General features: G+C 63.2%; 22 protein-coding genes. 15 read left to right on the forward strand and 7 right to left on the reverse strand.

Going from position 1 to position 22,968, the window contains the following annotated elements; genetic code table 11:
* Nucleotides 1–75: 75 nt before the first annotated feature.
* Nucleotides 76–1,434 carry an Nramp family divalent metal transporter gene (locus NL532_RS11350; protein WP_023672432.1) on the reverse strand — a complete coding sequence of 453 codons (1,359 nt, stop codon included), beginning with the start codon at nt 1,432–1,434 and terminating at the stop codon, nt 76–78.
* 257 nt (nt 1,435–1,691) lie between these two features.
* Here NL532_RS11350 and mntR point away from each other — a divergent pair, with 257 nt between their 5' ends.
* Nucleotides 1,692–2,147, forward strand: coding sequence for a manganese-binding transcriptional regulator MntR (gene mntR, locus NL532_RS11355; RefSeq protein WP_023828080.1), 456 nt, complete (start codon nt 1,692–1,694; stop codon nt 2,145–2,147).
* Nucleotides 2,148–2,238: 91 nt separating this feature from the next.
* Nucleotides 2,239–2,427 (forward strand): hypothetical protein, encoded by a 189-nt coding sequence (locus NL532_RS11360; protein ID WP_023672434.1) that lies wholly within the window; start codon nt 2,239–2,241, stop codon nt 2,425–2,427.
* 27 nt (nt 2,428–2,454) lie between these two features.
* Here the strand turns inward: NL532_RS11360 and NL532_RS11365 are convergent, their stop codons facing one another.
* Entirely contained in the window at nt 2,455–4,521 is a 2,067-nt protein-coding gene (locus NL532_RS11365; RefSeq protein ID WP_031202601.1) for a hypothetical protein, read from the reverse strand.
* Between the two features lie 185 nt (nt 4,522–4,706).
* Here NL532_RS11365 and ypfJ point away from each other — a divergent pair, with 185 nt between their 5' ends.
* The 3 genes from ypfJ (at nt 4,707) to NL532_RS11380 (ending at nt 8,001) form a co-directional block, all read left to right on the forward strand.
* Nucleotides 4,707–5,642, forward strand: coding sequence for a KPN_02809 family neutral zinc metallopeptidase (gene ypfJ / locus NL532_RS11370; protein WP_023828078.1), 936 nt, complete (start codon nt 4,707–4,709; stop codon nt 5,640–5,642).
* Nucleotides 5,643–5,818: 176 nt separating this feature from the next.
* The gene (locus NL532_RS11375) at nt 5,819–7,084 is read left to right on the forward strand and encodes a TCR/Tet family MFS transporter (RefSeq protein ID WP_023754534.1); all 1,266 of its coding nucleotides are present in this window, start codon (nt 5,819–5,821) and stop codon (nt 7,082–7,084) included.
* Nucleotides 7,081–8,001: an aldo/keto reductase gene (locus NL532_RS11380; protein ID WP_023749976.1), complete on the forward strand. Its 921-nt coding sequence runs from the start codon at nt 7,081–7,083 to the stop codon at nt 7,999–8,001. Before NL532_RS11375 ends, NL532_RS11380 begins: the two co-directional genes overlap by 4 nt.
* Nucleotides 8,002–8,262: 261 nt before the next feature.
* On the opposite strand, the gene carA is transcribed toward NL532_RS11380, so the two are convergent.
* Nucleotides 8,263–9,480: a glutamine-hydrolyzing carbamoyl-phosphate synthase small subunit gene (gene carA, locus NL532_RS11385; protein WP_081730888.1), complete on the reverse strand. Its 1,218-nt coding sequence runs from the start codon at nt 9,478–9,480 to the stop codon at nt 8,263–8,265.
* 260 nt (nt 9,481–9,740) lie between these two features.
* On the opposite strand from carA, the gene NL532_RS11390 reads away from it, so the two are divergent.
* Together NL532_RS11390 and NL532_RS11395 are read left to right on the forward strand one after the other, a co-directional pair.
* Entirely contained in the window at nt 9,741–10,190 is a 450-nt protein-coding gene (locus tag NL532_RS11390) for a GatB/YqeY domain-containing protein (protein ID WP_031197556.1), read from the forward strand.
* 116 nt (nt 10,191–10,306) lie between these two features.
* The gene (locus tag NL532_RS11395; protein WP_023672441.1) at nt 10,307–10,864 is read left to right on the forward strand and encodes a GNAT family N-acetyltransferase; all 558 of its coding nucleotides are present in this window, start codon (nt 10,307–10,309) and stop codon (nt 10,862–10,864) included.
* 7 nt (nt 10,865–10,871) lie between these two features.
* On the opposite strand, the gene NL532_RS11400 is transcribed toward NL532_RS11395, so the two are convergent.
* On the reverse strand, nt 10,872–12,053 hold the full coding sequence (locus NL532_RS11400) for an MFS transporter (protein ID WP_023672442.1): 1,182 nt from the start codon (nt 12,051–12,053) through the stop codon (nt 10,872–10,874).
* A gap of 93 nt (nt 12,054–12,146) precedes the next feature.
* Complete coding sequence (locus NL532_RS11405) at nt 12,147–13,811, reverse strand: Na/Pi cotransporter family protein (protein WP_023691517.1); 1,665 nt, start codon at nt 13,809–13,811, stop codon at nt 12,147–12,149.
* Between the two features lie 388 nt (nt 13,812–14,199).
* On the opposite strand from NL532_RS11405, the gene NL532_RS11410 reads away from it, so the two are divergent.
* From NL532_RS11410 to NL532_RS11430, 5 genes are all read left to right on the forward strand, one after another.
* Entirely contained in the window at nt 14,200–14,568 is a 369-nt protein-coding gene (locus tag NL532_RS11410) for an RcnB family protein (protein ID WP_023672444.1), read from the forward strand.
* Between the two features lie 171 nt (nt 14,569–14,739).
* Nucleotides 14,740–16,680, forward strand: a complete 1,941-nt coding sequence (gene dnaG, locus NL532_RS11415; RefSeq protein ID WP_023683795.1) for a DNA primase — start codon at nt 14,740–14,742, stop codon at nt 16,678–16,680.
* Nucleotides 16,681–17,092: 412 nt separating this feature from the next.
* Nucleotides 17,093–19,117, forward strand: a complete 2,025-nt coding sequence (rpoD, locus tag NL532_RS11420; RefSeq protein ID WP_023672446.1) for an RNA polymerase sigma factor RpoD — start codon at nt 17,093–17,095, stop codon at nt 19,115–19,117.
* 190 nt (nt 19,118–19,307) lie between these two features.
* Entirely contained in the window at nt 19,308–19,601 is a 294-nt protein-coding gene (locus NL532_RS11425) for a GYD domain-containing protein (protein ID WP_023672447.1), read from the forward strand.
* 69 nt (nt 19,602–19,670) lie between these two features.
* Nucleotides 19,671–20,051 carry a thiol-disulfide oxidoreductase DCC family protein gene (locus tag NL532_RS11430; RefSeq protein WP_023672448.1) on the forward strand — a complete coding sequence of 127 codons (381 nt, stop codon included), beginning with the start codon at nt 19,671–19,673 and terminating at the stop codon, nt 20,049–20,051.
* A gap of 44 nt (nt 20,052–20,095) precedes the next feature.
* Here the strand turns inward: NL532_RS11430 and NL532_RS11435 are convergent, their stop codons facing one another.
* Nucleotides 20,096–20,353, reverse strand: coding sequence for a DUF2798 domain-containing protein (locus NL532_RS11435; RefSeq protein ID WP_023754525.1), 258 nt, complete (start codon nt 20,351–20,353; stop codon nt 20,096–20,098).
* Nucleotides 20,354–20,625: 272 nt separating this feature from the next.
* Between NL532_RS11435 and NL532_RS11440 the strand changes: the two genes are divergently transcribed.
* From NL532_RS11440 to greA, 3 genes are all read left to right on the forward strand, one after another.
* The gene (locus NL532_RS11440; RefSeq protein WP_023689755.1) at nt 20,626–21,303 is read left to right on the forward strand and encodes a PadR family transcriptional regulator; all 678 of its coding nucleotides are present in this window, start codon (nt 20,626–20,628) and stop codon (nt 21,301–21,303) included.
* 101 nt (nt 21,304–21,404) lie between these two features.
* A complete protein-coding gene (locus NL532_RS11445; RefSeq protein WP_023701148.1) occupies nt 21,405–21,698 on the forward strand; it encodes an HlyU family transcriptional regulator in 294 nt (97 codons plus the stop codon).
* Nucleotides 21,699–21,799: 101 nt separating this feature from the next.
* The gene (gene greA / locus NL532_RS11450) at nt 21,800–22,282 is read left to right on the forward strand and encodes a transcription elongation factor GreA (RefSeq protein WP_023683799.1); all 483 of its coding nucleotides are present in this window, start codon (nt 21,800–21,802) and stop codon (nt 22,280–22,282) included.
* Between the two features lie 47 nt (nt 22,283–22,329).
* Here the strand turns inward: greA and NL532_RS11455 are convergent, their stop codons facing one another.
* Nucleotides 22,330–22,908 (reverse strand): hypothetical protein, encoded by a 579-nt coding sequence (locus NL532_RS11455; protein ID WP_245263542.1) that lies wholly within the window; start codon nt 22,906–22,908, stop codon nt 22,330–22,332.
* Nucleotides 22,909–22,968 lie beyond the last annotated feature (60 nt).

Here is a 22,968-nt window from a genome sequence, read left to right on the forward strand (position 1 = left end):
GCCCGGAATTGCGTCAAAACAAGAGATTGAGCAGTTCGCCGTTTCGGCGAAACGGCGAACTGCTCAAGAAGAAACTCAGCCGACGCCGAAGACGGTGTCGTAGAGCAGCTTGAAGTTGAGCACCAGGATGACCGCCGCGACGACCCAGGCGAGGACCGCCACGCCGCGGGGAATGGCAAGGTTGCCCATCTTCTTCTTGTCGGAGACGAACTGCACCAGCGGGATGACTGCGAAGGGCAGCTGCATCGACAGTACCACCTGGCTGAAGACCAGCAACTGGCCGGTGCCCTTTTCGCCATAGAGCGCGGTGACGACCACCACCGGGACGATGGCGATGCCGCGCGTCAGCAGCCGGCGCGCCCATTGCGGAATGCGCAGGCGCAAAAAGCCTTCCATGACGATCTGGCCGGCAAGCGTTGCCGTAACGGTCGAGTTGAGGCCGGAGGCCAGCAGCGCCACCGCAAACAGGATGGAGGCGATGCCGAGGCCGAGCAGTGGCGACAAGAGCTCGAAGGCTTGGCCGATCTCGGCGACATCCTGATGGCCGGTGCCATGGAAGGCCACCGCCGAGACGATCAGGATCGAGGCGTTGACGAACAGCGCCAGGACGAGCGCGATGGTCGAGTCGGTCGTCGCCCATTTGATGGCGTCGCGCTTGCCTTTTTCGGTCCGTTCATAGGCGCGTGTCTGTACGATCGAGGAGTGCAGGTAGAGATTGTGCGGCATCACCGTGGCGCCGATGATGCCGATGGCGATGTAGAGCATCGCCGGATTGGTGACGATCTCCGTCGACGGCACGAACATCGAATGCAGGATCGAGCCGACCGGAGGGGCAGCGGCAAAGATCTGGATGGCGAAACAGCCGAAGATGATGATCAGAAGCGCGATGACGAAGGCTTCGAGATAGCGGAAACCCTTGTTCATCAAGAGCAGCACGATGAAGGCGTCGAGCGCCGTCAGCAACGCGCCGCCGATCAGCGGAATGCCGAACAGAAGCTGCAGCGCGATCGCCGTGCCGATCACCTCGGCGAGGTCGCAGGCGATGATGGCGAGTTCGCAGGCGATCCACAGCACGAAACTGACGGGACGCGGATAATAGGCGCGGCAGGCCTGGGCGAGGTCGCGGCCGGTGGCGATGCCAAGCCGGGCGGCAAGCGCCTGCAGCAGGATCGCCATCAGGTTGGACAGCATGATGATGAACAATAGCGTGTAGCCGAACTGGGCGCCGCCGGCGAGGTCGGTGGCCCAGTTGCCCGGATCCATATAGCCGACCGAGACCATGTAGCCCGGTCCCATGAAGGCGAACAGGCGACGGAACCAGACGCCGGACTGCGGCACCGCGATCGTGGAGTTCACCTCGCGCAGGCTGGGAGGATTGTCCTCCGGTCTGTCAAATCGCCAGGATGATCCCAAGGTAGCGTCAGCTTCGGACATGGAGGGCTTTCCACTGGGTGGATCGGTTGACGTCATCCTATCTATGCCAGGGCTCAACATTATGCAATAGGCTATATTTCATTGTATGTGCTTCCTGTTGCGCCGACCGGCAGGCCGGCAGGGGATCGCAAACGCCGGTTGCGCCTGCCATGGAATGGAAATAAACGGCTGGAACAGTTAAGCCCGTGCTATGAATGGCAAAGGGCGATTGCTTTGCCCAAAGCCGATTCTTGTCAAAAGATAGGAAGGAGCGCGTGTTGGCGCTGAAGCACAGACCGATTGGACGCGAGGAGCCGCTGCCGGACGCCGAGATTCATTCGAAAGGGTTCCGGCAGCAGCGCGAAGCGCGCCGCGGCGCGCTGGTCGAGGATTATGTCGAGCTGATCGCCGACCTGATCGAGGACGGCAATGAGGCGCGTCAGGTCGATATTGCTGCGCGGCTGGGTGTCGCCCAGCCGACGGTGGCCAAGATGCTGACCAGGCTGTGCGCCGACGGGCTCGTTTCCAGAAAACCCTATCGCGGTGTGTTCCTGACCGACGCCGGGCGCAAGGTGGCGGAAGAGAGCCGCATCCGCCACCAGACGGTAGAAGCGTTTTTGCGTTCGCTCGGTGTCAGCGCCGAGACGGCGCGCATCGATGCCGAGGGCATCGAGCATCATGTCAGCGCCGAGACGCTGGAAGCCTTTCGCAAGGCGATGATCGCGCCGCGCTGAGGGGTGCCGGGGCCGCACCACTGGAACCTCCGCACGTCAGGCTCGTTGCTCCTGACGTTGCGCGTGATTGTTGCGCGCCAAGGAGGAAAACATGGGCGTCGAACAGGCACCGACCGCGAAGGGCAAGCAGGCGGCCGAGGGTTTGAGGCAGGCAGCGGCAAAGGACGAACGCAAGACCGAGGTCGAAACCGGCCATGCGCTGAAAAAGGGCGCCGCGCGTTTCGAGGAACGCTCCAAAAGCTCGGACGGCAAAAGCGCCGGCACCAAGCAGAAGATCTGATTCTGTTCGCAAGCGGCAACCTGCCGCTCATTCCTCGGTGTCCTGCACCCAACTGCGCGGATGGCCGTCGACGCGGAACTGGAATATGAAATAGGGCGGAATGCAGGAGCCCTTGCCAGGCTTGGCTGCGGCCAGATCGTCGTAGCCGGCGGTGCAGATATAGTCCTCGCGGCAGGGATGCGCCTTGTCGCAGGCGCGCAGGCCGGCGGTCTTGGTGAATTCCTTGGTGCAGAATTTGTGGTCCTTGCCCGACGCGATGCAGTCGTTGAAACCGGTCTTGGCCAGGCGGCCGCAAGTCGCCTCGTCGGGAAGCTTGTCGCAGCTTGCCTTGCGCAGCATGCCCCCGGGAAAGCCACCGGTCTTCTGCTCGGGGTTGTCATAGCGTTGGCGCGCCGCGCCATAGCCGGCGAGCTTGATTACCGGTTTCTTGTCGCGCGCCGGATCGATGGCGCAGGCTTTTGCGGTGGCCGGCGACAGGCGGCAATATTTGTCGCTGCCCCAGCTCGACATCTTGATCTCGCCGAACTCGACGGGGTCGCCGACTGCGGTGGCCGCCTCGCTGACGCAGGTGCCGAAGCCCGGATGGATGTCGCTTTCATGGACGCCGGCGCAGCGCAGGCTTTCGCCGCAGTTCCAGTCCTTGAAGCTGGCATCCTTGCCGCTGTAGCAGATCGAGCCCCAGCCATTGTAGAGATCGGTGCCTTTCAGCGCTTCGGCGAGTTTGGCGTCCGGACGGGCGGCGAAGCCGCGTGAGAAATCCGGATGGCCGCCGGCGGCGAAGTCCTCGACGATGGCGCGGCGGCGCGGCAGGTCGGCGAAGAACACCGCCGAGCCGGGGACGAAGACGGCGTTGCGGCGCGGCTCGCTGGCCGGATCGGCGCCGGTGTAATGGAAGCCGGCAATGCCGTGCGTCTGGTGGCAGCCGGTGCAGGTCATTTCGTTGAGACGCAGATTGAAGCCGGCCACCGATTTCACGCTGCGCAGCTCGTTGCCCTTGGCGACATAGTCCTGCAGTGCCTTGTCGATGTCGGCATCATCGAGCAGCCCATAGGCGATATTGTTTTGCGACCTGGCCATGCCGCCGGGTGCGACCGAGACGGCGCTGGTCGCCAGGAATTTGTCGTCGATGACCAGCCGGCCGCGATCGAGGTCGTAGAGGTTGCGGTCGGTGAGCAGCCATTTGGCGAAGGCCGGCCGGTCGGCCAGAACCACTTTCCGGTCGATCTGGTTCTCCATCTTCGATTCCTGGAAGGTGGACGTCGTTGGGTCCCATTTGAAAATCTTGAGGAGATATTCGGCGTGGCCACCGAAGTCGCGGCGGCTCGAGGCCGACAGCCGGAGAACCTGCATGTTCAGCTCAAGTCGCATGATCTGCGACGAATTCAGCATGGCGTTGGAGAGCGGCCCTTCGTCGGAGCGCAGCCAGGCTGCCAGTTGCTCGGGCGCAAGGTTCTTCTGGCCGGCGGCGAGCCAGCGCTTGGCGATTTCGGCACAGGAAACGGCGGTGGCGCTTGGACGGTCTCTCGAAGCGCGGGCGTGAGCCTCACCGGGCCTGGCGTTGAAGACCAGACTCATGGTCAGCGGCAGCCGCGACGAGATGCGTTGCGCTGTCTTTCCATTCGCCGGCTTTTCCGCGACCGAATAGTGGAAGCGGTAGATCAGCCTGATCTCGCCGCATTCGGTGTGGCCGAGATAGCCGCGGTCCATGCGGTTGACGACGCCGGTCAGGTCGAGCGTCGAACCGTCATCGTCGATGTATTTCGGGTTGAATTTCTGGCTGGGGTCCCTCGTCTTCGCCAGCGCGGCGACATAGGGATCGGGGCTATTGGTAGGCTCATCGGCGATCTCCTGCTTGACGGCGTTGCGCACCGGGGTCAGCGCGCGCACCGAAAACAGGCCGCGATTGTCGACCTCGCGCGTGAGACCCAGCGCCGGGCCGAGCAGGCGGCTGATCGAGAGGCCGCCACGCTCAAGCGCCTGCAATGTCTCGGGATCGGTCACGGCGACGCTGGAATCGAGCGTCACGGCGCGCGCCGGCAACGGGCCGAGGCATAGCACCACCGCCAGCAGCAGAAATCGACCGATCGTCCGCAAGTCCCGACACCCCGTTCGAACCGGATGCTACAGCGCGCATGCCGCCTCGACCAGAGTGCGAACGCGATGCCGCTGCCACGAAAAATACTGTGACTTGGCGCAACCATTGCGATAATTGTCTGTTGGGTCGGACTGGGCCACGACATCGGCCAGGCCAGCCGAAAATTTGCATACGGGGAGTTGCCATGCTCTGGAAGGGCCGCCGTCAGAGTGACAATGTCGAGGACGAGCGCAGCGACAGCGGCGGCGGTGGTGGTTTGGGCGGCGGCAGCCCTGGCCAGTTCCGCATCCCGATCGGCGGCCGCACCGGCGGCGGCGGCAGCATATTGCTGGTCGTCCTCGTGGTGCTGGCCGGATGGTATTTCGGCTTCGACCCGTCGCAGATCCTGGGCAGCGGCGACGGCGGCGGCGTGCTGCCGGGTGGCGGTGGCCAGATTACCGACAACAGCGGCGGCCAGGACGACGGCGCCGGCACGCCTGCTTCCGACGAGATGAAGCAGTTCGTGGCGACCGTGCTGGCCGAGACCGAAGAGACCTGGACCGGCATCTTCCAGTCGCAGGGCCTGAAATACGAGGACCCGAAGCTTGTGCTGTTCAGCGGCCAGATCCGCTCGGCCTGCGGCTCCGCCTCGACGGCAGCCGGACCGTTCTATTGTCCCGGCGACCACAAGGTCTACCTCGACACCACCTTCTTCCAGCAGCTCGACCAGCAGTTCGGCGCCTCGGGGGATTTCGCCCAGGCATATGTGATCGCCCATGAAGTCGGTCACCATGTGCAGAACCTCACCGGCATCCTGCCCAAGTTCAACCAGATGCGGCAGTCGATGGGTGAGGCGGAAGCCAACCAGATGTCGGTGCGCATCGAGCTGCAGGCCGACTGCTTCGCCGGCGTTTGGGCGCATTTCACCGCGCAGAAGGGCATTCTGGAACAGGGCGACATCGAAGAGGCGCTCAACGCCGCCAAGCAGATCGGCGACGATACGCTGCAGAAGAAGATGCAGGGCTATGTCGTTCCGGAAAGCTTCAACCACGGGACGTCGCAGCAAAGGCAGAGCTGGCTGGCGCGCGGCTACAAGAGCGGCAAGCTGTCGGATTGCAACACGCTGACCGGTCCGGTTTGAGGCGCTCGCAAGTTCCAGCCGACCGCGGTCCAAAGCGCATCCGTCGGCGGGCCGATTCACCACCGGCAACAGATGTCAGGAGGAGAACGCCTGAGGCGTTCTCCTATTGTTCCAAAGTGGCGCCTCGCCTATAACGGGCGCCCGCCCAAGGGCGGTCTCAGGGAGCAGACGCCATCATGATCAACCCCAAAACCGCCAGGCGGGGCCTTGCGCTCGTCTTCACCACGCTGCTGCTCGACATTATCGGCTTCGGCATGATCATGCCGGTGTTGCCGGCCTTTCTCAGGGAGCTTTCCGGCGTCGGCATCAGCGAAGCGGCGATCGAAGGCGGCTGGCTGTTCTTCGTCTATGCGGCGATGCAGTTCTTCTTCGCGCCAATCATGGGTGGATTGAGCGACCGCTTCGGGCGGCGGCCGATCCTGCTTGCCTCGGTGCTTACATTCTCGATCGACAATCTGATCTGCGCCATCGCCTGGTCCTATCCGATGCTGTTCATCGGCCGCGTGCTGGCCGGCATTTCGGGCGCCAGCTATTCGACGACGTCGGCCTTCATTGCCGACATCTCGAACGATGACAACCGGGCGAAGAATTTCGGTCTGCTCGGCATCGCCTTCGGCGTCGGCTTCGTCATTGGGCCGGTGCTGGGCGGGCTGCTCGGCACGTTCGGGCCGCGAGTGCCGTTTTACTTTGCCGCCGGGCTTGCCTTCGTGAACTTCCTCATCGCCATGTTCTTCCTGCCTGAAACGCTCGATGAAAAGCACCGCCGCCGCTTCGAGTGGAAACGCGCCAACCCGGTCGGCACGCTGCTGCAGATGCGCCAATATCAGGGCATCGGCTGGATCGGGCTCGCCTTCTTCCTAATGACGCTCGGCCACATGATGTATCCGGCGGTGTGGTCGTTCGTGTCCAATTATCGTTATGGCTGGAGCGAGCAGCAGATCGGCTTCTCGCTCGGCGCCTTCGGCCTGTGTGGGGCGATCGTCATGGCGACGGTGCTGCCGCGCGTGATCCCCAAACTTGGCGAATGGAGGACGGCGGTCATCGGCCTGACATTCACGGCGGCCAGCGCCTTCGGCTACGCCTTCGCCTCGCAAGGCTGGATGATTTATGCGGTGATCGTCGTCGGCTGCCTGGAAGCACTGGCCGATCCGCCGCTGAGAAGCCTTGCCGCCGCCAAGGTGCCGCCGTCGGCGCAAGGCGAATTGCAGGGCGCGATGACGTCGATCTTCTCGATCACCTCGATCATCACGCCGCTGCTCTACACCGCGATCTTTTCCTGGTTCACCGGACCGAATGCGCCCGTGGTGTTCGGCGGCGCGCCCTATCTGGTTGGCGCGTGCTTCCTGACGCTTGCGGTCATTGTCTTTGTGACGAAAGTTGCGAGGCCGACGGCGGTGAGAAGCGTTGCCACCGGCGCTGCGGAAGACGGAGCCCAGATATGAGCCATGACAGCCGCATAGAGCTGACCAAGGACGGAGTGTCGCTGTCGCGGCTGGTGTTCGGCGCCTGGCGCCTGCTCGACAACGCCGCGCGCCCGGACGCCGACCAGATCGCGCGGCTGATCGGCACTGCGGTCGATCTCGGCCTGACCAGCTTCGACCATGCCGATATTTACGGGCATTACCAAGTGGAAGCTGCCTTTGGCGCCGGCTTGTCGCGCTGGAAGGGCAAACGCGACAGCATCGAGCTGATCTCGAAATGCGACATCATGCTGGCATCGGCCAACCGGCCTCAGAACCGGCTGAAGCATTACGACACCAGTGCGGCCCACATTGCCGCCTCGGTCGACCGTTCGCTCGCCAATCTCGGCACCGACTATCTCGACCTGTTGCTGCTGCACCGGCCGGATCCGCTGATGGATGCCGACGAGACGGCGGCGGCCCTTGCCGGGCTGGTCAAGTCGGGCAAGGTGAGAGCGGTCGGGGTCTCCAATTTCACGCCGTCGCAGTTCGACCTTCTGGCTTCGCGGCTGCCGTTTGCCTTGGCCACCAACCAGATCGAGATGTCGGTGCTGAAGACCAATGCGCTGGTGGATGGCAGCCTCGATCACGCGCAACGCCTCGGCTATGCGCCGATGATCTGGTCGCCGCTCGGCGGCGGCTTGCTGTTCACCGGCAAGGAAGGGCGCGAGGCGCGGGTCAGGGCGGCAATCGCGGCGGTGGCTGCCGAGATCGGCGCCGGCGATCTCGCCGCCGTCGCCATCGCCTGGCTGCTGCGTCATCCGGCGCGGCTGGCGCCGGTGCTGGGCACGATGAAGCCCGAGCGGCTGGCCGCCATGGTCAAGGCGCTGGAGATCGACCTCGACCGCCAGCAATGGTTTGCCATACTGGAGGCCAGCGAAGGCCGGCCGGTGGCGTAAGGTTACCCAGGCGCGAACTTCGAACCCGCCATAGGTGTGTGCTTCGTCCGTTAATGCGGCGCAAGCGAAGCGATGAGGAGGGCTTGGGCTCAGGGGATGCCGTCGGCGCTCTCGAAGCCTTCGTCGCTTCGCGCCGTCACAAACAGACCGGTTGACCGGTTTATTCCATTGACCCAAGACAAGGGCAATCGCGCCGCGTTTGTAACTCCGGCTATTCGGAGCATCACGATCTGGGCAACGGCTAGGCGAAGACCTGTAAAATCAAACCCGTTCGGCCAGCAGTTCCTCGCCGCGCTTTTCGCGGATCAGATTGACGAAACGGCGGAACAGATAGTGCGAGTCCTGCGGACCGGGCGAGGCCTCGGGGTGATGCTGGACCGAGAACACCGGACGGCCCGTGAGCGCAATACCGCAGTTGGAGCCATCGAACAGCGAGACATGGGTTTCCTCGACGCCCTCGGGCAACGAGTCGGCATCGACGGCAAAGCCGTGGTTCATCGAGACGATCTCGACCTTGCCGGTGGTATGATCCTTGACCGGGTGGTTGGCGCCGTGATGGCCCTGGTGCATCTTGGCGGTCTTGCCGCCCAGCGCCAGGGCCAGCATCTGGTGGCCGAGGCAGATGCCGAACACCGGAATATCGGTCTTGAGCAGGTCCTGGATGACCGGCACGGCGTAGTCGCCGGTGGCTTCCGGGTCGCCGGGGCCGTTGGAGAGGAAGATGCCGTCGGGCTGCATGGCCAGGATTTCTTCCGAACCGGTACCGGCCGGAACCACGGTGACCTTGGCGCCGAGGCCGGAAAGCAGGCGAAGGATGTTACGCTTGACGCCGTAGTCGATGGCGACGACGTGCATCGACGGCTCGGCCTGTTCGCCAAAGCCTTCGTTCCACACCCAGGGCGTTTCACGCCAGACCGAGGACTGGCCCGAGGTGACTTCCTTGGCGAGGTCAAGCCCGATCAGGCCCGACCAGGCGGCGGCGCGCCGCTTCAAATCGTCGATGTCGAAGATGCCGTCGGGCGCGTGCGCAATGACGGCGTTGGGCATGCCCTTTTCGCGGATCAGCGCGGTGAGCGCGCGGGTGTCGATGCCCGACAGCGCGACGATGCCGCGCTTCTTCAGCCACTGGTCGAGGCCGGCTCCGGCGCGGTAGTTGGACGGGTTGGTGACATCGGCCTTGAACACCGCACCGACGGCGCCGGCGCGGGCGACCGGGTTGAGGTCCTCGATGTCCTCGTCATTGGTGCCGATGTTGCCGATATGCGGGAAAGTGAAGGTGACGATCTGGCCGGCATAAGACGGGTCGGTGAGAATTTCCTGGTAGCCGGTGAGCGCGGTGTTGAAGCAGACTTCGGCAACGGCGGAACCGGTGGCGCCGAGGCCGCGACCCTCGATGACGGTGCCGTCGGCCAGCACCAGGACGGCGGTCGGCTTTTCGGTTGCCCAAGGCGGGGTCAGTTCGGGGGTCATCTCGGCCATGGCGACGCTCCTGTTACGCTGCGCGCTTCGATGGCGGGCCATCTGCGCAGCAAACGGCGCGGCCGATCTCTCGAGCCTGCGCGAATCAATTCTTTGTCTTGTGCAAGGCCGAGTACATAGGGGAAGGCGCCAGAGCGGTCAATGATGCCCGTGCCAAAAACGGCGAGCATTTGTTTCGTCGAACGATATCAGGGCTTTGGCGCGTTTGCTTTGCGGATGGGCCGCGGTTATTGTCCGCGCCGTTCGAAGGAGAAAGCATCATGCGCGCAAAAATCGCCGAATCCCTGAAAAGCGCGATGAAGGCGCAGGACAAGCACCGGCTGCCGACGCTGCGGCTCATCCAGGCCGCCATTCACGACCGCGACATCGCCAATCGCGGCTCGGCCAAGGACCCCGCCAGCGACGAGGAGATCCTGCAGATCCTGGCCAAAATGGTGAAGCAGCGCGAGGAATCGGCCAAGGCGTTCGAGGACGGCAAGCGCCCGGAACTGGCGGCGCAGGAGCGTGGCGAGATGGAGATCATCCGCGGCTTCCTGCCGACGCAGTTGGACGAGGCGGCGGTGACTGCAGCAGCGCGCGAAGCGATCACTGCTACCGGTGCGACCAGCCAGAAGGACATGGGCAAGGTGATCGCTGTGCTGAAGCAGAAATATGCCGGCCAGATGGATTTCGGCAAGGCCAGCGGCATCGTCAAAGGCCTGCTGCAGTAGGAGCCGACACCACTTCAATGGCGAAGGAGAGCAGGGGGCGGGACATCACCTCTGCGCAAGAAACGGTCCGCACCGGCTTAAGCGAGCCAAGCCTTGACCTGCCGGAGAGCCCCACCATAATCGAAATCGTCAAACCCACGCTCGAACATCTGCCCTCCTACAAGGCGGCGCTCGAGCGTGGCTGGTCGCCGGACAATGTCCGGCTGATGGAAGCGACGCGCGAGCAACTTGCGGCGATCGACGAGGATCCCGCGGCGTTCCTTGCCAGCCTCGACGATCCCGAGGCCAAAGGAGGCCCGATTACCTTGCCGGACGGCACGACCGTGCCGCGGCTGCCGGGCTTCCGGCGCTGGATCTGGGACGGCGAGGCCGCTGGCTCGATCGGCTTTCGCTGGCAGCCGGGTACGGCCGCACTGCCGTCGCATGTGCTCGGCCATATCGGCTATGCCGTGGTGCCGTGGAAGCGCGGACGAGGCTATGCGACCGAGGCGCTGCGGCTGATGCTGGACGAGGCGAGGGCTGTTGGTTTGCCATATGTCGAGCTCACCACCGACCTCGACAATCCGGCCTCGCAGAAGGTGGTGCTGGCCAATGGCGGCCGTGTGGTCGGTCCGTTCATCAAGGACGCCGCGTATGGCGGCGCCGAGAGTTTGTTGTTCCGGATCGATTTGTAGTCCGACGCTATTCGGCCGGTGCCGGCAGCGGCGGCGCTGCCCGGCTGCGCCCCTCCCAGATGTAGGAGGCAAGTGCCACCACCACCGCCACCAGCATGGCGGCAGCGCCCACAACCGGCAGGCTGCGATAGCCGTAGCCGGCATTGAGCATGGCAGCGCCCAGCGACGCGGCGAGCGCGATGCCGACATTGAAGCCGGAGGGGATGAGCGAGGAGGCGAGGTTGGAGGCGTCCGCCGTCCAGGCCAGGATGCGGGTCTGGATCGGCGTGCCTATGGCGAAGTTGAGGCCACCCCAGATAACGATGGCGATGACCATCGGCACGGGGTAGGGGCTGACGGCATAGATCACGCCCAACATCACCGCCTGCAGCGCAAGCATGGTGATCAGCGACGGCATCAGCTTCCAATCGGAAAGCTTGCCGCCGAGAAACACACCGACGGTGGCGCCGACGCCGTTGAGCAGCAGCACCCAGGGGATCAGGCTCTCGTCGAGATGCGTCACCTCAAGCAGTGTCGGGGTGATGTAGGTGAACAGGCCGAACTGGCCGATCATCAACGTCAGCATCAGGATCAGCGAGGTCCAGACTTGCTGGCGCGCCAGCACGCGAACCTCGCTGCCAAGACTGGCGGATGGCCTTGATGCGCCTGTCGTGCGCGGCAAAAGCGCAGCCATGGCGGCAAAGGCTACCACGCCCAGCGCGCACATCACCCAGAAGGTGGCGCGCCAGCCCCAGAGATTGCCGATTGCGGTGCCGGCCGGCACGCCGATGACATTGGATACGGTGAGGCCGGAGAGGATCACAGCCACGGCCATGCCGCGCTTGTCCTCGGGCACGAGGCCGACAGCCACTACCATGGCGACGCCGAAATAGGCGCCGTGTGCGACGGCGACCGCAATGCGCAAGAGCAGCATCGAGGTAAAATCGGGCGCCAGCGCGCAAGCGGCCTGGCCGATGGTGAAGGCGACGGTCAGGCAAAGCAGCAGCGTCTTGCGGGAAATGCCCTTGGTGGCGAGCGCCAGCAATGGCCCACCAACGGCGATGCCGCCGGCGTAGCCGGAGACGAGATAGCCGGAAGTCGGGATCGAAACGCCAAGGCCGTCGGCCACTTGCGGCAATACACCGGCGATGACGAATTCGGTGGTGCCGAAAGCAAAGGCGGCAATGAACAGGGCAATGAGCGGGAGCATGGCGGAAGCGATCCTCGGATAAGGTCGCCTCAAACCATGGATGGGGTTCGTGGGCAATGCAGAAATGATCGACGCCGCTTTAGGTTTTCTTGATCAGCTTGCCTTCAACCGCGACCCACCCAGCAACCCGCGCTCTTCCAGCACCGGGTAGGCCATCGACGCCAGCAGCGAGTTGATCTGCTTCAGGTCGCGGATGGTGTCGAGGTGGATGGAACTTGTTTCGACGCTCTTGGCGGTGCCGTCGCGCAGGCGCACGAAATGGCTGGCGCTGGTTTCCTTTTCGCGGTCGCGCAGCCGGTCCTTTTCCAGCACCAGCTGGCGGGCGGTCTCAGGGTCGCGCGACACCAGCACGTTGAAAGCAAGCCTGGCATTGGCCAGCACCGAGGTGTGAAAGGCGAGCAGCTCGCTCCAGCCCTCGGGCGTGAACTCCAGCCCGCGCTCGAACTTCTTCTTCACATGCACCAGCATGTTGCGCACGATGATGTCGCCGACCTGCTCGAGCTTGACGCAGGCGCCTATCAGCTCCTGGCAGCGCAGCGCCTCGTCCTCTGTGAGCGAGTTCCTGGTCAATTTGGCCAGATAGAGCTTGATCGCCGCGTGCTTCCTGTCGACGCGGTCGTCAAGGGCGGCCAGCGCCTTGATCTTGTCGCCGTCGGCGCTTTCATACAGCTCGATGATGCGCTTGAGCATGATCTCGACCGTCTCGCAGACGCGCACCACCTCGCGGGTGGCGTTGGCCAGCGCCTGGCTCGGAACGTCGAGCGCGCCGTCGTTGAGGGCGGAGAGTTCGACCACATCGAGCTCTGTAGCCGGCGCTGGCTTGGTGCCCATTGCGACGATCTTCTCAGAGGCACGATAGATCAGGCTGGCAAGCGGCAGGCCGGCGAGCAGGATCAGCACATTGAACAGGATGTGGGCGTTGACGATCTGGTCGGGCACGGTGGCGCCGAGGAAGGCGACCGGCGGCTTCAGCGTCATGAACAGGATCAGCATCATCAGCGAGCCCATGCCGCGCATCAACAGATTGCCGATCGGCACGACGCGCACGCCAGGTTCGGCACTTCGGGTGAGCAGCGGCGCGATGATCGACGAGCCGAGATTGACGCCGAGCACCAGCACGATGCCGAGTTCGGGCGGGATGAAGCCGCGGCCGGCCAGCGTCACCATCAAAAGCACGGCGGCGATCGAGGAGTGGAAGAGCCAGGTAACGAGCGCGGCGAGCAGATAGGCGGTGACGTAGTCGCTGGAGAAATATTCGATGATGAGCGGCATCAGCGTGCTCTGCCGCAGCGGCTCCGACGCCTGGCCGATCATTTCCAGCGACAGTACCAGAAGGCCGATGCCGACCAGGATACGGCCGAACTGGCGCCAATCGCGCCGCTCGGTGGCCATGAACATGACCGTGCCGGCGACGAGGCAGATCGGCACCAGCAGCGTCAGATCGAAGGTCAAGAGCTTGACCACCAGCGCCGAGCCGATCTCGGCGCCGCGCACAGCCAATTGGCCCGACATGCCCGAGACGATGCCGGCGCCGGCGAAGGAGCCGACGAGAAGCGTGACGGCGGTCGAGCTCTGCAGCGCGATGGACAGGCCGCAGCCGGCCAGCACCGCCATGATCGGATTGCGCATGGTGGAGCGCAGCCGGTGACGCAGCACGTCGCCATAGGCGCGCTCGACGCCTGTCTTGACCATGCGGGTGGCAAACAGCATCAGCGCCACCGCGCCCGCCAGATGCAGCAGGACGACGGAGCCGCTCATTTCGAAACCCGCACGCAGACAGCTACCGCGACGCGGAGGGCGCGCAGTGCAGGGAGGAAAACGGGGCTGCGAATCATGGTCATGACAGTCTTGAACAATATCCGGAATATTTTAGCCGGGTAATAAAATCTTGTCGATTTCAAGAGCCGTCGCGGCGCGACAGGGCGTGTCGGAAAATGGACGGATGCGCAAATGGTTGCATGGCGGATCCCTGGTGATGGCAGCGGATCGTCCCGGTTTGCCGGACTCCCGGCAATCGCCTTTGCGATGATGTTCAAATATCCAGGATAAGCACCGGATTTCATTACGTAAATGTAATGCTAGTGTTCAGTTTCGGTTCATCCTTCGGGCGCTATTCCCTAGGCATCGACAACCAAGGAGCCCCGCTATGAAACGTGTTGTTCTTTCCGCCCTCGCTTTCTCGATGCTGGCCGCCACTTCGCTTACCGGCCAGGCCGCACCGGTGAACGCACCGGTCGCACCGCAGTCGAATTACACGCGGGTCGACTGGCAGAGGCCCGGCAAGCATGTCGATGTCAGGAAGCGCGTCGTGAAGAAGACGGTGGTCGTCAAGCGCAGCCATTGGCGCAATGGCCAGAAATATTCCAGCTGGAAGCGGCACCAGCCGATCCGCGATTATGGCCGCTATGGCCTGCATCGCCCCGGCCGCGGCCAGGAATGGATCCGCGTCGGCAACGACTATGTGCTGGTCAGCGTCCTGTCCGGCATCATCTTCGGCGCCATTGCCGCGCATTAAGCCCGGCCTCGCCGGCGCAATGCAGAGACTTGAAAGGAGGCGGCCCGAAACGGCCGCCTTTCTTTTGGCTGTAGAAACCGGGCTTTTTGGCTGTGGAAACCGGGTATGGTCCGCAATAAGGGTCGTCGGATTCCGCGAGCATGATTATATGAGGGACAAACGAGTTCCCCAATGCGCTTTCCGCCCGCCTTTCTCGATGAGATACGCGACCGTGTGCCGATTTCATCGGTCATCGGCCAGCGCGTCGCATGGGACAGGAAGAAGACCAACGCCTCGCGCGGCGACTATTGGGCCTGTTGTCCGTTCCATGGCGAAAAGAGCCCCTCCTTCCACTGCGAGGACAAGAAGGGCCGCTATCACTGTTTCGGCTGTTCGGTGTCGGGCGATCATTTCAAGTTCCTGACCGAGCTCGACGGATTAAGCTTTCCCGAAGCGGTCGAGAAGATCGCCGACATGGCCGGCGTGCCGATGCCGGTGCGCGACGAGCGGGAAGAACAGCGTGAGAAGGAACGCGCCAGTCTGACCGATGTCATGGAGATGGCGACTGCCTTCTTCCAGGAGCGGCTGCAAGGACCGGAGGGTGCAAAAGCCCGCGCCTATCTCAGGGATCGCGGGCTGACGCCGGCGACGCAGCAATCGTTCCGGCTGGGCTTTGCGCCCGACAGCCGCAATGCGCTGAAGGAACATCTTGCCGCCAAGGGTGTGCCCAAGGCCGACATCGAGGCCTGCGGGCTGGTGCGTCATGGCGACGACATCCCGGTCTCCTATGACTGGTTCCGCGATCGCATCATGTTCCCGATCCCGGATTCGCGCGGCAAGATCATCGCCTTTGGCGGCCGCGCACTGGCGCCCGATGCGCTGGCCAAATACATGAATTCGCCCGACACGGAGCTCTTCCACAAGGGCAACGTGCTCTACAATTTCGCCCGCGCCCGCAAAGCGCTGGCGAAAGGCGGCACGGTGATTGCCGTCGAAGGCTATATGGACGTGATTGCGCTGGCGCAGGCCGGCTTCGAGAATGCCGTGGCGCCGCTCGGCACCGCGCTCACCGAAAACCAACTCGAACTTCTGTGGCGCATGGCGCCTGAGCCGATGCTGTGCTTCGACGGCGACCAGGCCGGGCTGAAGGCGGCGTGGCGCGCCGCGGATCTCGCGCTGCCGTCGGTGCAGGCCGGGCGGTCGGTGCGCTTTGCGCTGTTGCCGGAGGGCAAGGATCCCGACGATCTGGTCAAGGCAGAAGGGCCGGACGCGTTTCGTGCCGTGCTGGCGGAAGCGCGGCCTCTCGCTGATTTGTTGTGGATGCGTGAGACATCCGGTGGCGTCTTCGACACGCCGGAGCGGCGGGCGGGGCTGACAAAGACGCTGCGCGAACTGACCAGCCGCATCCGCGATGAGAGCCAGCGCTACCACTACCAGCAGTGGATGCGCGAGCGGGAGCTGACCTTCTTCAGCGCCCAGCGCGAAGTGCGGCAAGGTCGCCAGGACTGGAAACCGGGGCAGGGCAAAACGCCCGCACCCGGCGGACAGTTCGCCAAAGGCAGCGGGGCAGGCGCGCGCGCCGCGATCACCGAAAGCCTCGGCCGCTCCGCCATGGTCAAACGCGGTGGCGAGATGATGTCGGTGCGCGAGGCGACGATCATCGTAGCCCTCGTCAACCATCCGGCGCTGATCGACGAGAACTTCGCCCATGTCGAGTTCCTCGATCTCGCCAACACCGATCTGCAGCGGCTGCACGCCGCCATCCTCGATGCGATGGCGCACGACATGGCCAATGACCGTAGCGCGGTGATCGCCACCATCGAACGTGCCGGCTGCAGCGATATCTGGGGGCGCGCCGTGGCGCTCATCCAACGGGCCAGGCAATGGCCCGCGCTGGAAACCGCAGCGCTTGACGATGCCCGCGACGCCTTCAACCAGGCGCTGCACTTGCAGCGCAGCGCGCGCACCTTACATAAGGAGCTGAAACAGGCGGAAGCAGCGCTCGCCAGCGATCCCACTGACGAAAACTACCGGCACCTCATCGAGATTCAGGCGCAATTCCGTGATGTACAAGCAACGGAAGCGCTGATCGAAGGCTTCGGTGTATCCTCGGGCAGGGGTGGGCGCGTCTAGGTCGAAACCTGCGCAAGAATGAATGTTGTACGTGCTGCGCGTCGAATCGACGCCTCTAAGTCGGGTAATTGATTCGCTTTTTTGATGCGAATCATGCGAGAGGCGCTTGACCTTCTGGCAGAATGACGGAATCAGGACGATTCGAAACCTTAACCCGCGCCGGCGTCGATGGAAATGCACTGACGCGAGGTGCTGATCACTGGACAGGCTGTCAGCCTGCCACAGATATCAGGGTTAATCTGGACTTAATGCATATCGCCCAAAAGTGAAAACCGGTTTTGGGGGCACGATATGAACAAACAAAAGAGTTGATTCGGTTACCGGCCCGGTTAAGCGCCACCAGCGCATGTAGTTTGACCGGTGCGGCAGCTACGCGGCTTCGATGCTCGGCCGCTAGGAGAAGATAAAGACTATGGCGACAAAGGAAAAGGAAGAGGTCGAGACCGAACGTGAAGGCGCCACCGATGGGCCTCTGCTCGACCTTTCCGATGATGCTGTCAAGAAGATGATCAAGGCCGCCAAGAAGCGCGGCTATGTGACTCTCGACGAACTGAACGCGGTGCTGCCGTCGGAAGAGACCGATCCGGATCGCATCGAAGACATCAATGCGATGCTGTCCGACATGGGCATCAACGTGGTCGAGGACGACGATCAGAGCGAGGAGCCCGAGGCCGCCGACAGCAATGCCGACGCCGAGGAAGACGCCAACGAACTGGCCGAGCAGACCGGCACCGCCGTCGCCGCCACGACCACCAAGAAAGAGCCGACCGACCGCACCGATGACCCGGTGCGCATGTATCTGCGCGAGATGGGCTCGGTCGAGCTCCTGTCGCGCGAGGGCGAAATCGCGATCGCCAAGCGCATCGAGGCCGGCCGCGAGACGATGATCGCGGGCCTCTGCGAAAGCCCGCTGACCTTCCAGGCCATCATCATCTGGCGTGACGAGCTCAACGAATCCAAGATCCTGCTGCGCGAGATCATCGACCTCGAAGCCACCTATGCCGGCCCCGAAGCCAAGCAGGCGCCGGTGGTCGAGCGCATCGAGGAGGCGCCCAAGGCCGAGGACAAGCCGAGGCGTGGACGCGACGAGGAAGACGACATCACCAATGTCGGCGCCGACACGCGCGGCCTGGTCGATGACGACGAGGAAGACGAGGACGAGGCGAGCCTGTCGCTGGCGGCGATGGAAGCGGAGCTGCGCCCGCAGGTGATGGAGACGCTCGACGTCATCGCCGACACCTACAAGAAGCTGCGCAAGCTGCAGGACCAGCAGGTCGAGAACCGTCTGGCCGCGACCGGCACGCTGTCGCCAAGCCAGGACCGCCGCCTGAAGGAGCTGAAGGACCAGCTGATCAAGGCGGTGAAGTCGCTGTCGCTCAACACGGCGCGCATCGAGGCGCTGGTCGAGCAGCTCTACGACATCAACAAGCGGCTGGTGCAGAACGAAGGCAAGCTGCTGCGCCTGGCCGAAAGCTATGGCGTGCGCCGCGAGGAGTTCCTCAAGGAATATCAGGGCTCCGAGCTCGACCCGAACTGGACGCGCTCGATCGGCAACCTGACCTCGCGCGGTTGGAAGGAATTCACCAAGAACGAGAAAGACGCGATCAAGGATCTGCGTTCGGAAATCCAGAACCTCGCAACCGAGACGGCGATCTCAATCCTGGAATTCCGCAAGATCGTCAACCAGGTGCAGAAGGGCGAGCGCGAAGCCGCGATCGCCAAGAAGGAAATGGTCGAGGCCAATCTGCGCCTCGTCATCTCCATCGCCAAGAAATATACCAATCGCGGCCTGCAGTTCCTCGACCTGATCCAGGAAGGCAATATCGGCTTGATGAAGGCGGTCGACAAATTCGAATACCGCCGCGGCTACAAGTTCTCGACCTACGCGACATGGTGGATCCGGCAGGCGATCACGCGTTCGATCGCCGACCAGGCGCGCACCATCCGCATCCCGGTGCACATGATCGAAACGATCAACAAGATCGTGCGCACGTCGCGCCAGATGCTGCATGAAATCGGCCGCGAGCCGACGCCGGAGGAACTGGCAGAAAAGCTCGCAATGCCGCTCGAAAAAGTGCGCAAGGTCTTGAAGATCGCCAAGGAGCCGATCTCGCTCGAAACCCCTGTGGGTGACGAAGAGGATTCGCATCTGGGCGATTTCATCGAGGACAAGATGGCGATCCTGCCGATCGATGCGGCGATCCAGGCCAATCTGCGCGAGACCACCACGCGGGTGCTCGCCTCGCTGACGCCGCGCGAGGAGCGGGTGCTGCGCATGCGCTTCGGCATCGGCATGAACACCGACCACACGCTGGAAGAAGTCGGCCAGCAGTTTTCGGTCACGCGCGAGCGTATCCGCCAGATCGAAGCCAAGGCGCTGCGCAAGCTCAAGCACCCGAGCCGGAGCCGCAAGCTGAGGAGCTTCCTCGACAGTTGATACCGGCAACAGACCAGCATTCGAAAAGGGCGCCGATGGCGCCCTTTTTGTTGCCGGGTGAAGGCTCTTGTCGCCCATCTCCGTCGGGAGGATACTTGCCTGGTCGGATGCATGTTCTGGGCGAAAAACCGGATGTCCGCCCCGGCTGATGTCCTCAGCCGTGCTCCGTGGCGCCGGAGGGAGGTGTGTGATGACAACCTACATCCTGCTGATGAACTGGACGGAACAGGGCGCCAGAAATATCCGAGAGTCGCCGAAGCGGCTCGATGCCGCCAAGAAGCAACTGGCCGACATGGGCGGCTCGTTCAAGGCGTTTTACCTGACTATGGGCGAATACGACATGGTGGCGATTATCGAGGCGCCCGACGATGCTGTGCTTGCTCGTTTCGCCCTGATGCTGGCAACGGGTGGCAGCGTCAAGACGCGAACGCTCAAGGCTTTCCCGGAATTTGCCTATCGCGAGATCGTCACTTCGCTTGGATAGCGCTGAGCGCGGGTCCGTGCGGCTCGGCGTCATATTGCGGGGCCGTGCCGTCAGGGTGATAGTCGCGCCATGTCCAAGCCTGCGCTGACCGTCTGGTACAACACACGCTGCCCGGTTTGCGATGGCGGCATCACCCGGCAGAAACGGCGGCTGATCGAGGCGATCAAGGCCGGGCGGATCGAATTCCGCGACATCAACCTCGAACCGGCGGCGCTCTCTGGCTACAGCGCCTCGCTGGAGGACATACGCCGCCGGCTGCATGCCACCGATGCCGAAGGCAGGCTGCTGGTCGGCGCCGATGTCGCGGTTGCCGTCTGGCGGGCGACGCCGGGCGACGGCTGGCTGGCGACGCTCTTCGGCAATCCGGTCGCGCTGCCGCTGACGCGCTTGGCCTATGATCGTTTCGCCGATCTTCTCTATGTCTGGAACCGGCGCAAGGGCCGCTGGTAGCGAGGCAAGGCCCGAAGAATCTGCGGGCCTTACCGTCATGGGCGTTACCGGGACGCCGGCTCGCAAAGCCAGCCGACAATGCGGCGCACCGCCGGCAGCACCATGAGCAACGTTGGGAACGCTACCAGCCAGGACAGGCCCCAGGCAGTGAGCCAGACAGCCGGCAAATCAGGTTGCAGTCCAAGGGTTTTCAGCGTCGATATGAACGAGACTATGAAGGTCATCAGCAGCGACAGCACCAGCGGACTGACGATCGCGGCATAGCGCGCCGGCAGCTTGCCGCGCTTACGGGTCGTGGTCATTTTTGGATTTTCCTGAAACATCCGGTCCGTCGCATTTGGCATCCATTGCGCCGGGTTTCCGGCGGAACTGCCCGGAAAGACCGGGGTGGATGCGTTGCTTTACGTCAGACGCTTACGGAGAGGTTTTGGCCCTCACGCGCTTTCTAGCTGCCGGCGGCGGCGAAATCATCCTTCTGGCGCCGCCTTTAGATACATCGTAAGATATATCTTGACTCGTCGGCGGGGCAAGCCTAATTAAGATGTATCGTAAGATATAACTCAAGGAGCAATTCATGCACAGACATCATCCCTTTGGCGAGCGCGCCGAGCGCGCATTCCTGCACATGGCAGGCAAATTTGGTGGAAGAGGGGGCAGCGGCTTTGGTCCGTTCGGCCACGGCGGACGTGGCGGTGGACGCGGCGGCCCGGGCGACATGTTTCGCGCCGGGCGCATGCTGGCCGACGGCGATCTCAAGCTGATCACGCTGTCGCTGCTGGCCGAGGCGCCTCGCCACGGCTACGACATCATCAAGGCGCTGGAAGAGCGCACCAGCGGCATCTACAGCCCGAGCCCGGGCGTCGTCTATCCGACGCTGACCTTCCTGGAAGAGGCCGGCTATGCGGCTTCAGCCGCCGACGGCAACAAGAAGGTGTTTTCGATCACCGAGGCGGGCCAGGCGCATCTCGCCGAGAACCGCGAGATGATCGACGGCGTGCTGGAGCATCTCGAGCGCTTCGGCCGCAAGATGGCGAAAGCGCGGGACTGGTTCGGCTGGAACGACGACGGCGAGGAAGGCGGACGGCGTGGTGGACGGGGTCGCTCGGATGCCCGCGAGGAGTTCCGCGCCGTGCGCCACCGGCTGCGTGCCGCGCTCGGCGATCTCGTCGACGCGCCGGCTGAAAAGCAGGCCGAGGCGATTGCAGTCCTGGAAGCCGCCGCTGAAGCCCTGGAAGCGCTATCGCGCGGTTGACCCCTGGCGAGAACGCTTGCCCGTTCGACTGAGGAACGGTACTGAAAATCATCCTGCACCGCGAGACGTGGTGCAGGATGATTGCCGTTGGAGGAAGCCCCATGTCTTTTCTGAAGCGTCTTTTCGGTGGTGGCGGTGAGGGGGGCGAGCCCAAGAGCGCAGCACCGGCAAAGCAGGTTGAGCACAAGGGATTTTTGATCAGCGCCACGCCCTACAAGGCGGAGGGGGGCCAATACCAGACCTGCGGCGTGGTTTCGAAGGAAGTCGACGGCGTGATGAAGGAACACAAATTCATCCGCGCCGATCGCTTTGCCGGACTGGGCGACGCCGTCGACATCTCGATCAAGAAGGGCATGCAACTGGTCGACGAGCAAGGCGAGAGGATGTTCGGGTAAGGGCCGAACTGGTCGAGGCGCCGAACATAGGTTTTGCGCCGGTCATCCGTCGCCAGAATCTCGAATAACGGCAGTGGGCGGCAAGCAGAAAGTATCGACAATTGAGCGTAGCGTTTGCCAAGGAGGAAAGCGCCGAGGCAGCATCGGAAACCATCCTGCCGGCTCGCCCTGTCTCCGATCGGGTCAACCTTGTCACGGAAGCGGGCCTCAAGACGCTGCAGGTTGAATTGACTCGCGCCCAGCAAGCTCTCGAGGCCGCTAGCGTGCTGGAAGATGTCAATGAGCGGCGACGCCAGTCAGCGGTTCCGGTTCGAGATATGCGTTACTATGCCGAGCGCGTCCGTACGGCACAGCTTATGCCGGTGCCCACCTCTAATGAGGTGATCGCCTTCGGGCACACCGTTACCTTCAAACGTGATGATGGCCGCACTCAGACCTTCCGCATCGTCGGAGAGGATGAGGCCAACCCGTCTGAAGCTTCCATATCGCATGGTTCGCCGGTTGCCATCGCGCTGACCGGAAAAACCGTTGGCGACTTTGTCCAGCTAGGGCCGCGCGAACTTGAGATCCTGTCCATTTCCTAGGACGCAGGTATGATGCGCGACCGAGGCCGGTGCACCTTGAGACGTGATCAGATGCCCGCAATTGCCAAAAGCCAAGCCAGGATGTCGAGCAGCAGAAAAACCAGCGCAATCTGCAACGCCAGCCGGAGCCGCTGGATAATTCGCCAGTTGCCGGCCATGTCCGCCTTGATCCGAAGGGCAAGCGCGCGGCGCATGGCCGACATTGTCGTCGGCCTGTCGCTGTCGACATATTGATCAAGCAGATCTTCCGGATCGAAGCGGAATGTATATTGGTGATAGGGCCAAAGCATGAAGACGATCAGCCCGCCGATGCCGAACAACAGGGCCACTGCGGTCCAATCCCAAAGCCCAAGCCCGTTGGAAAGCGCCGCACCGCCGAGTAGCGAGTTGGCAAATGCGGTGGCCAAGACAAGGCTGCCGGCGCGGGTGCTCATGTTCTCCACAAGCGTCTGCTGTTGAGTGAGACCTCTCACCGCCTCCTGATAGATGAACGCGAGACGCGGATCGTCGTCGGCAACAGCGCTTGCGACAATTCCGTTGTTCTCTCCTCCACTCGGACATTCGGCCATAAGTTGCCTCTCTGTTTTGACAGGGTTGCACGAGTTTAGCCCGATCCGTCGGTGCAAAAACAGATTGGCCGTGGACCAACGGCAAATCCGATGGCGATGCCGGGGGCTCCAAGCCTA

Origin of the sequence: Mesorhizobium sp. C120A, from assembly GCF_030323105.1 — a bacterium.
Taxonomy (GTDB): Bacteria; Pseudomonadota; Alphaproteobacteria; order Rhizobiales; family Rhizobiaceae; genus Mesorhizobium.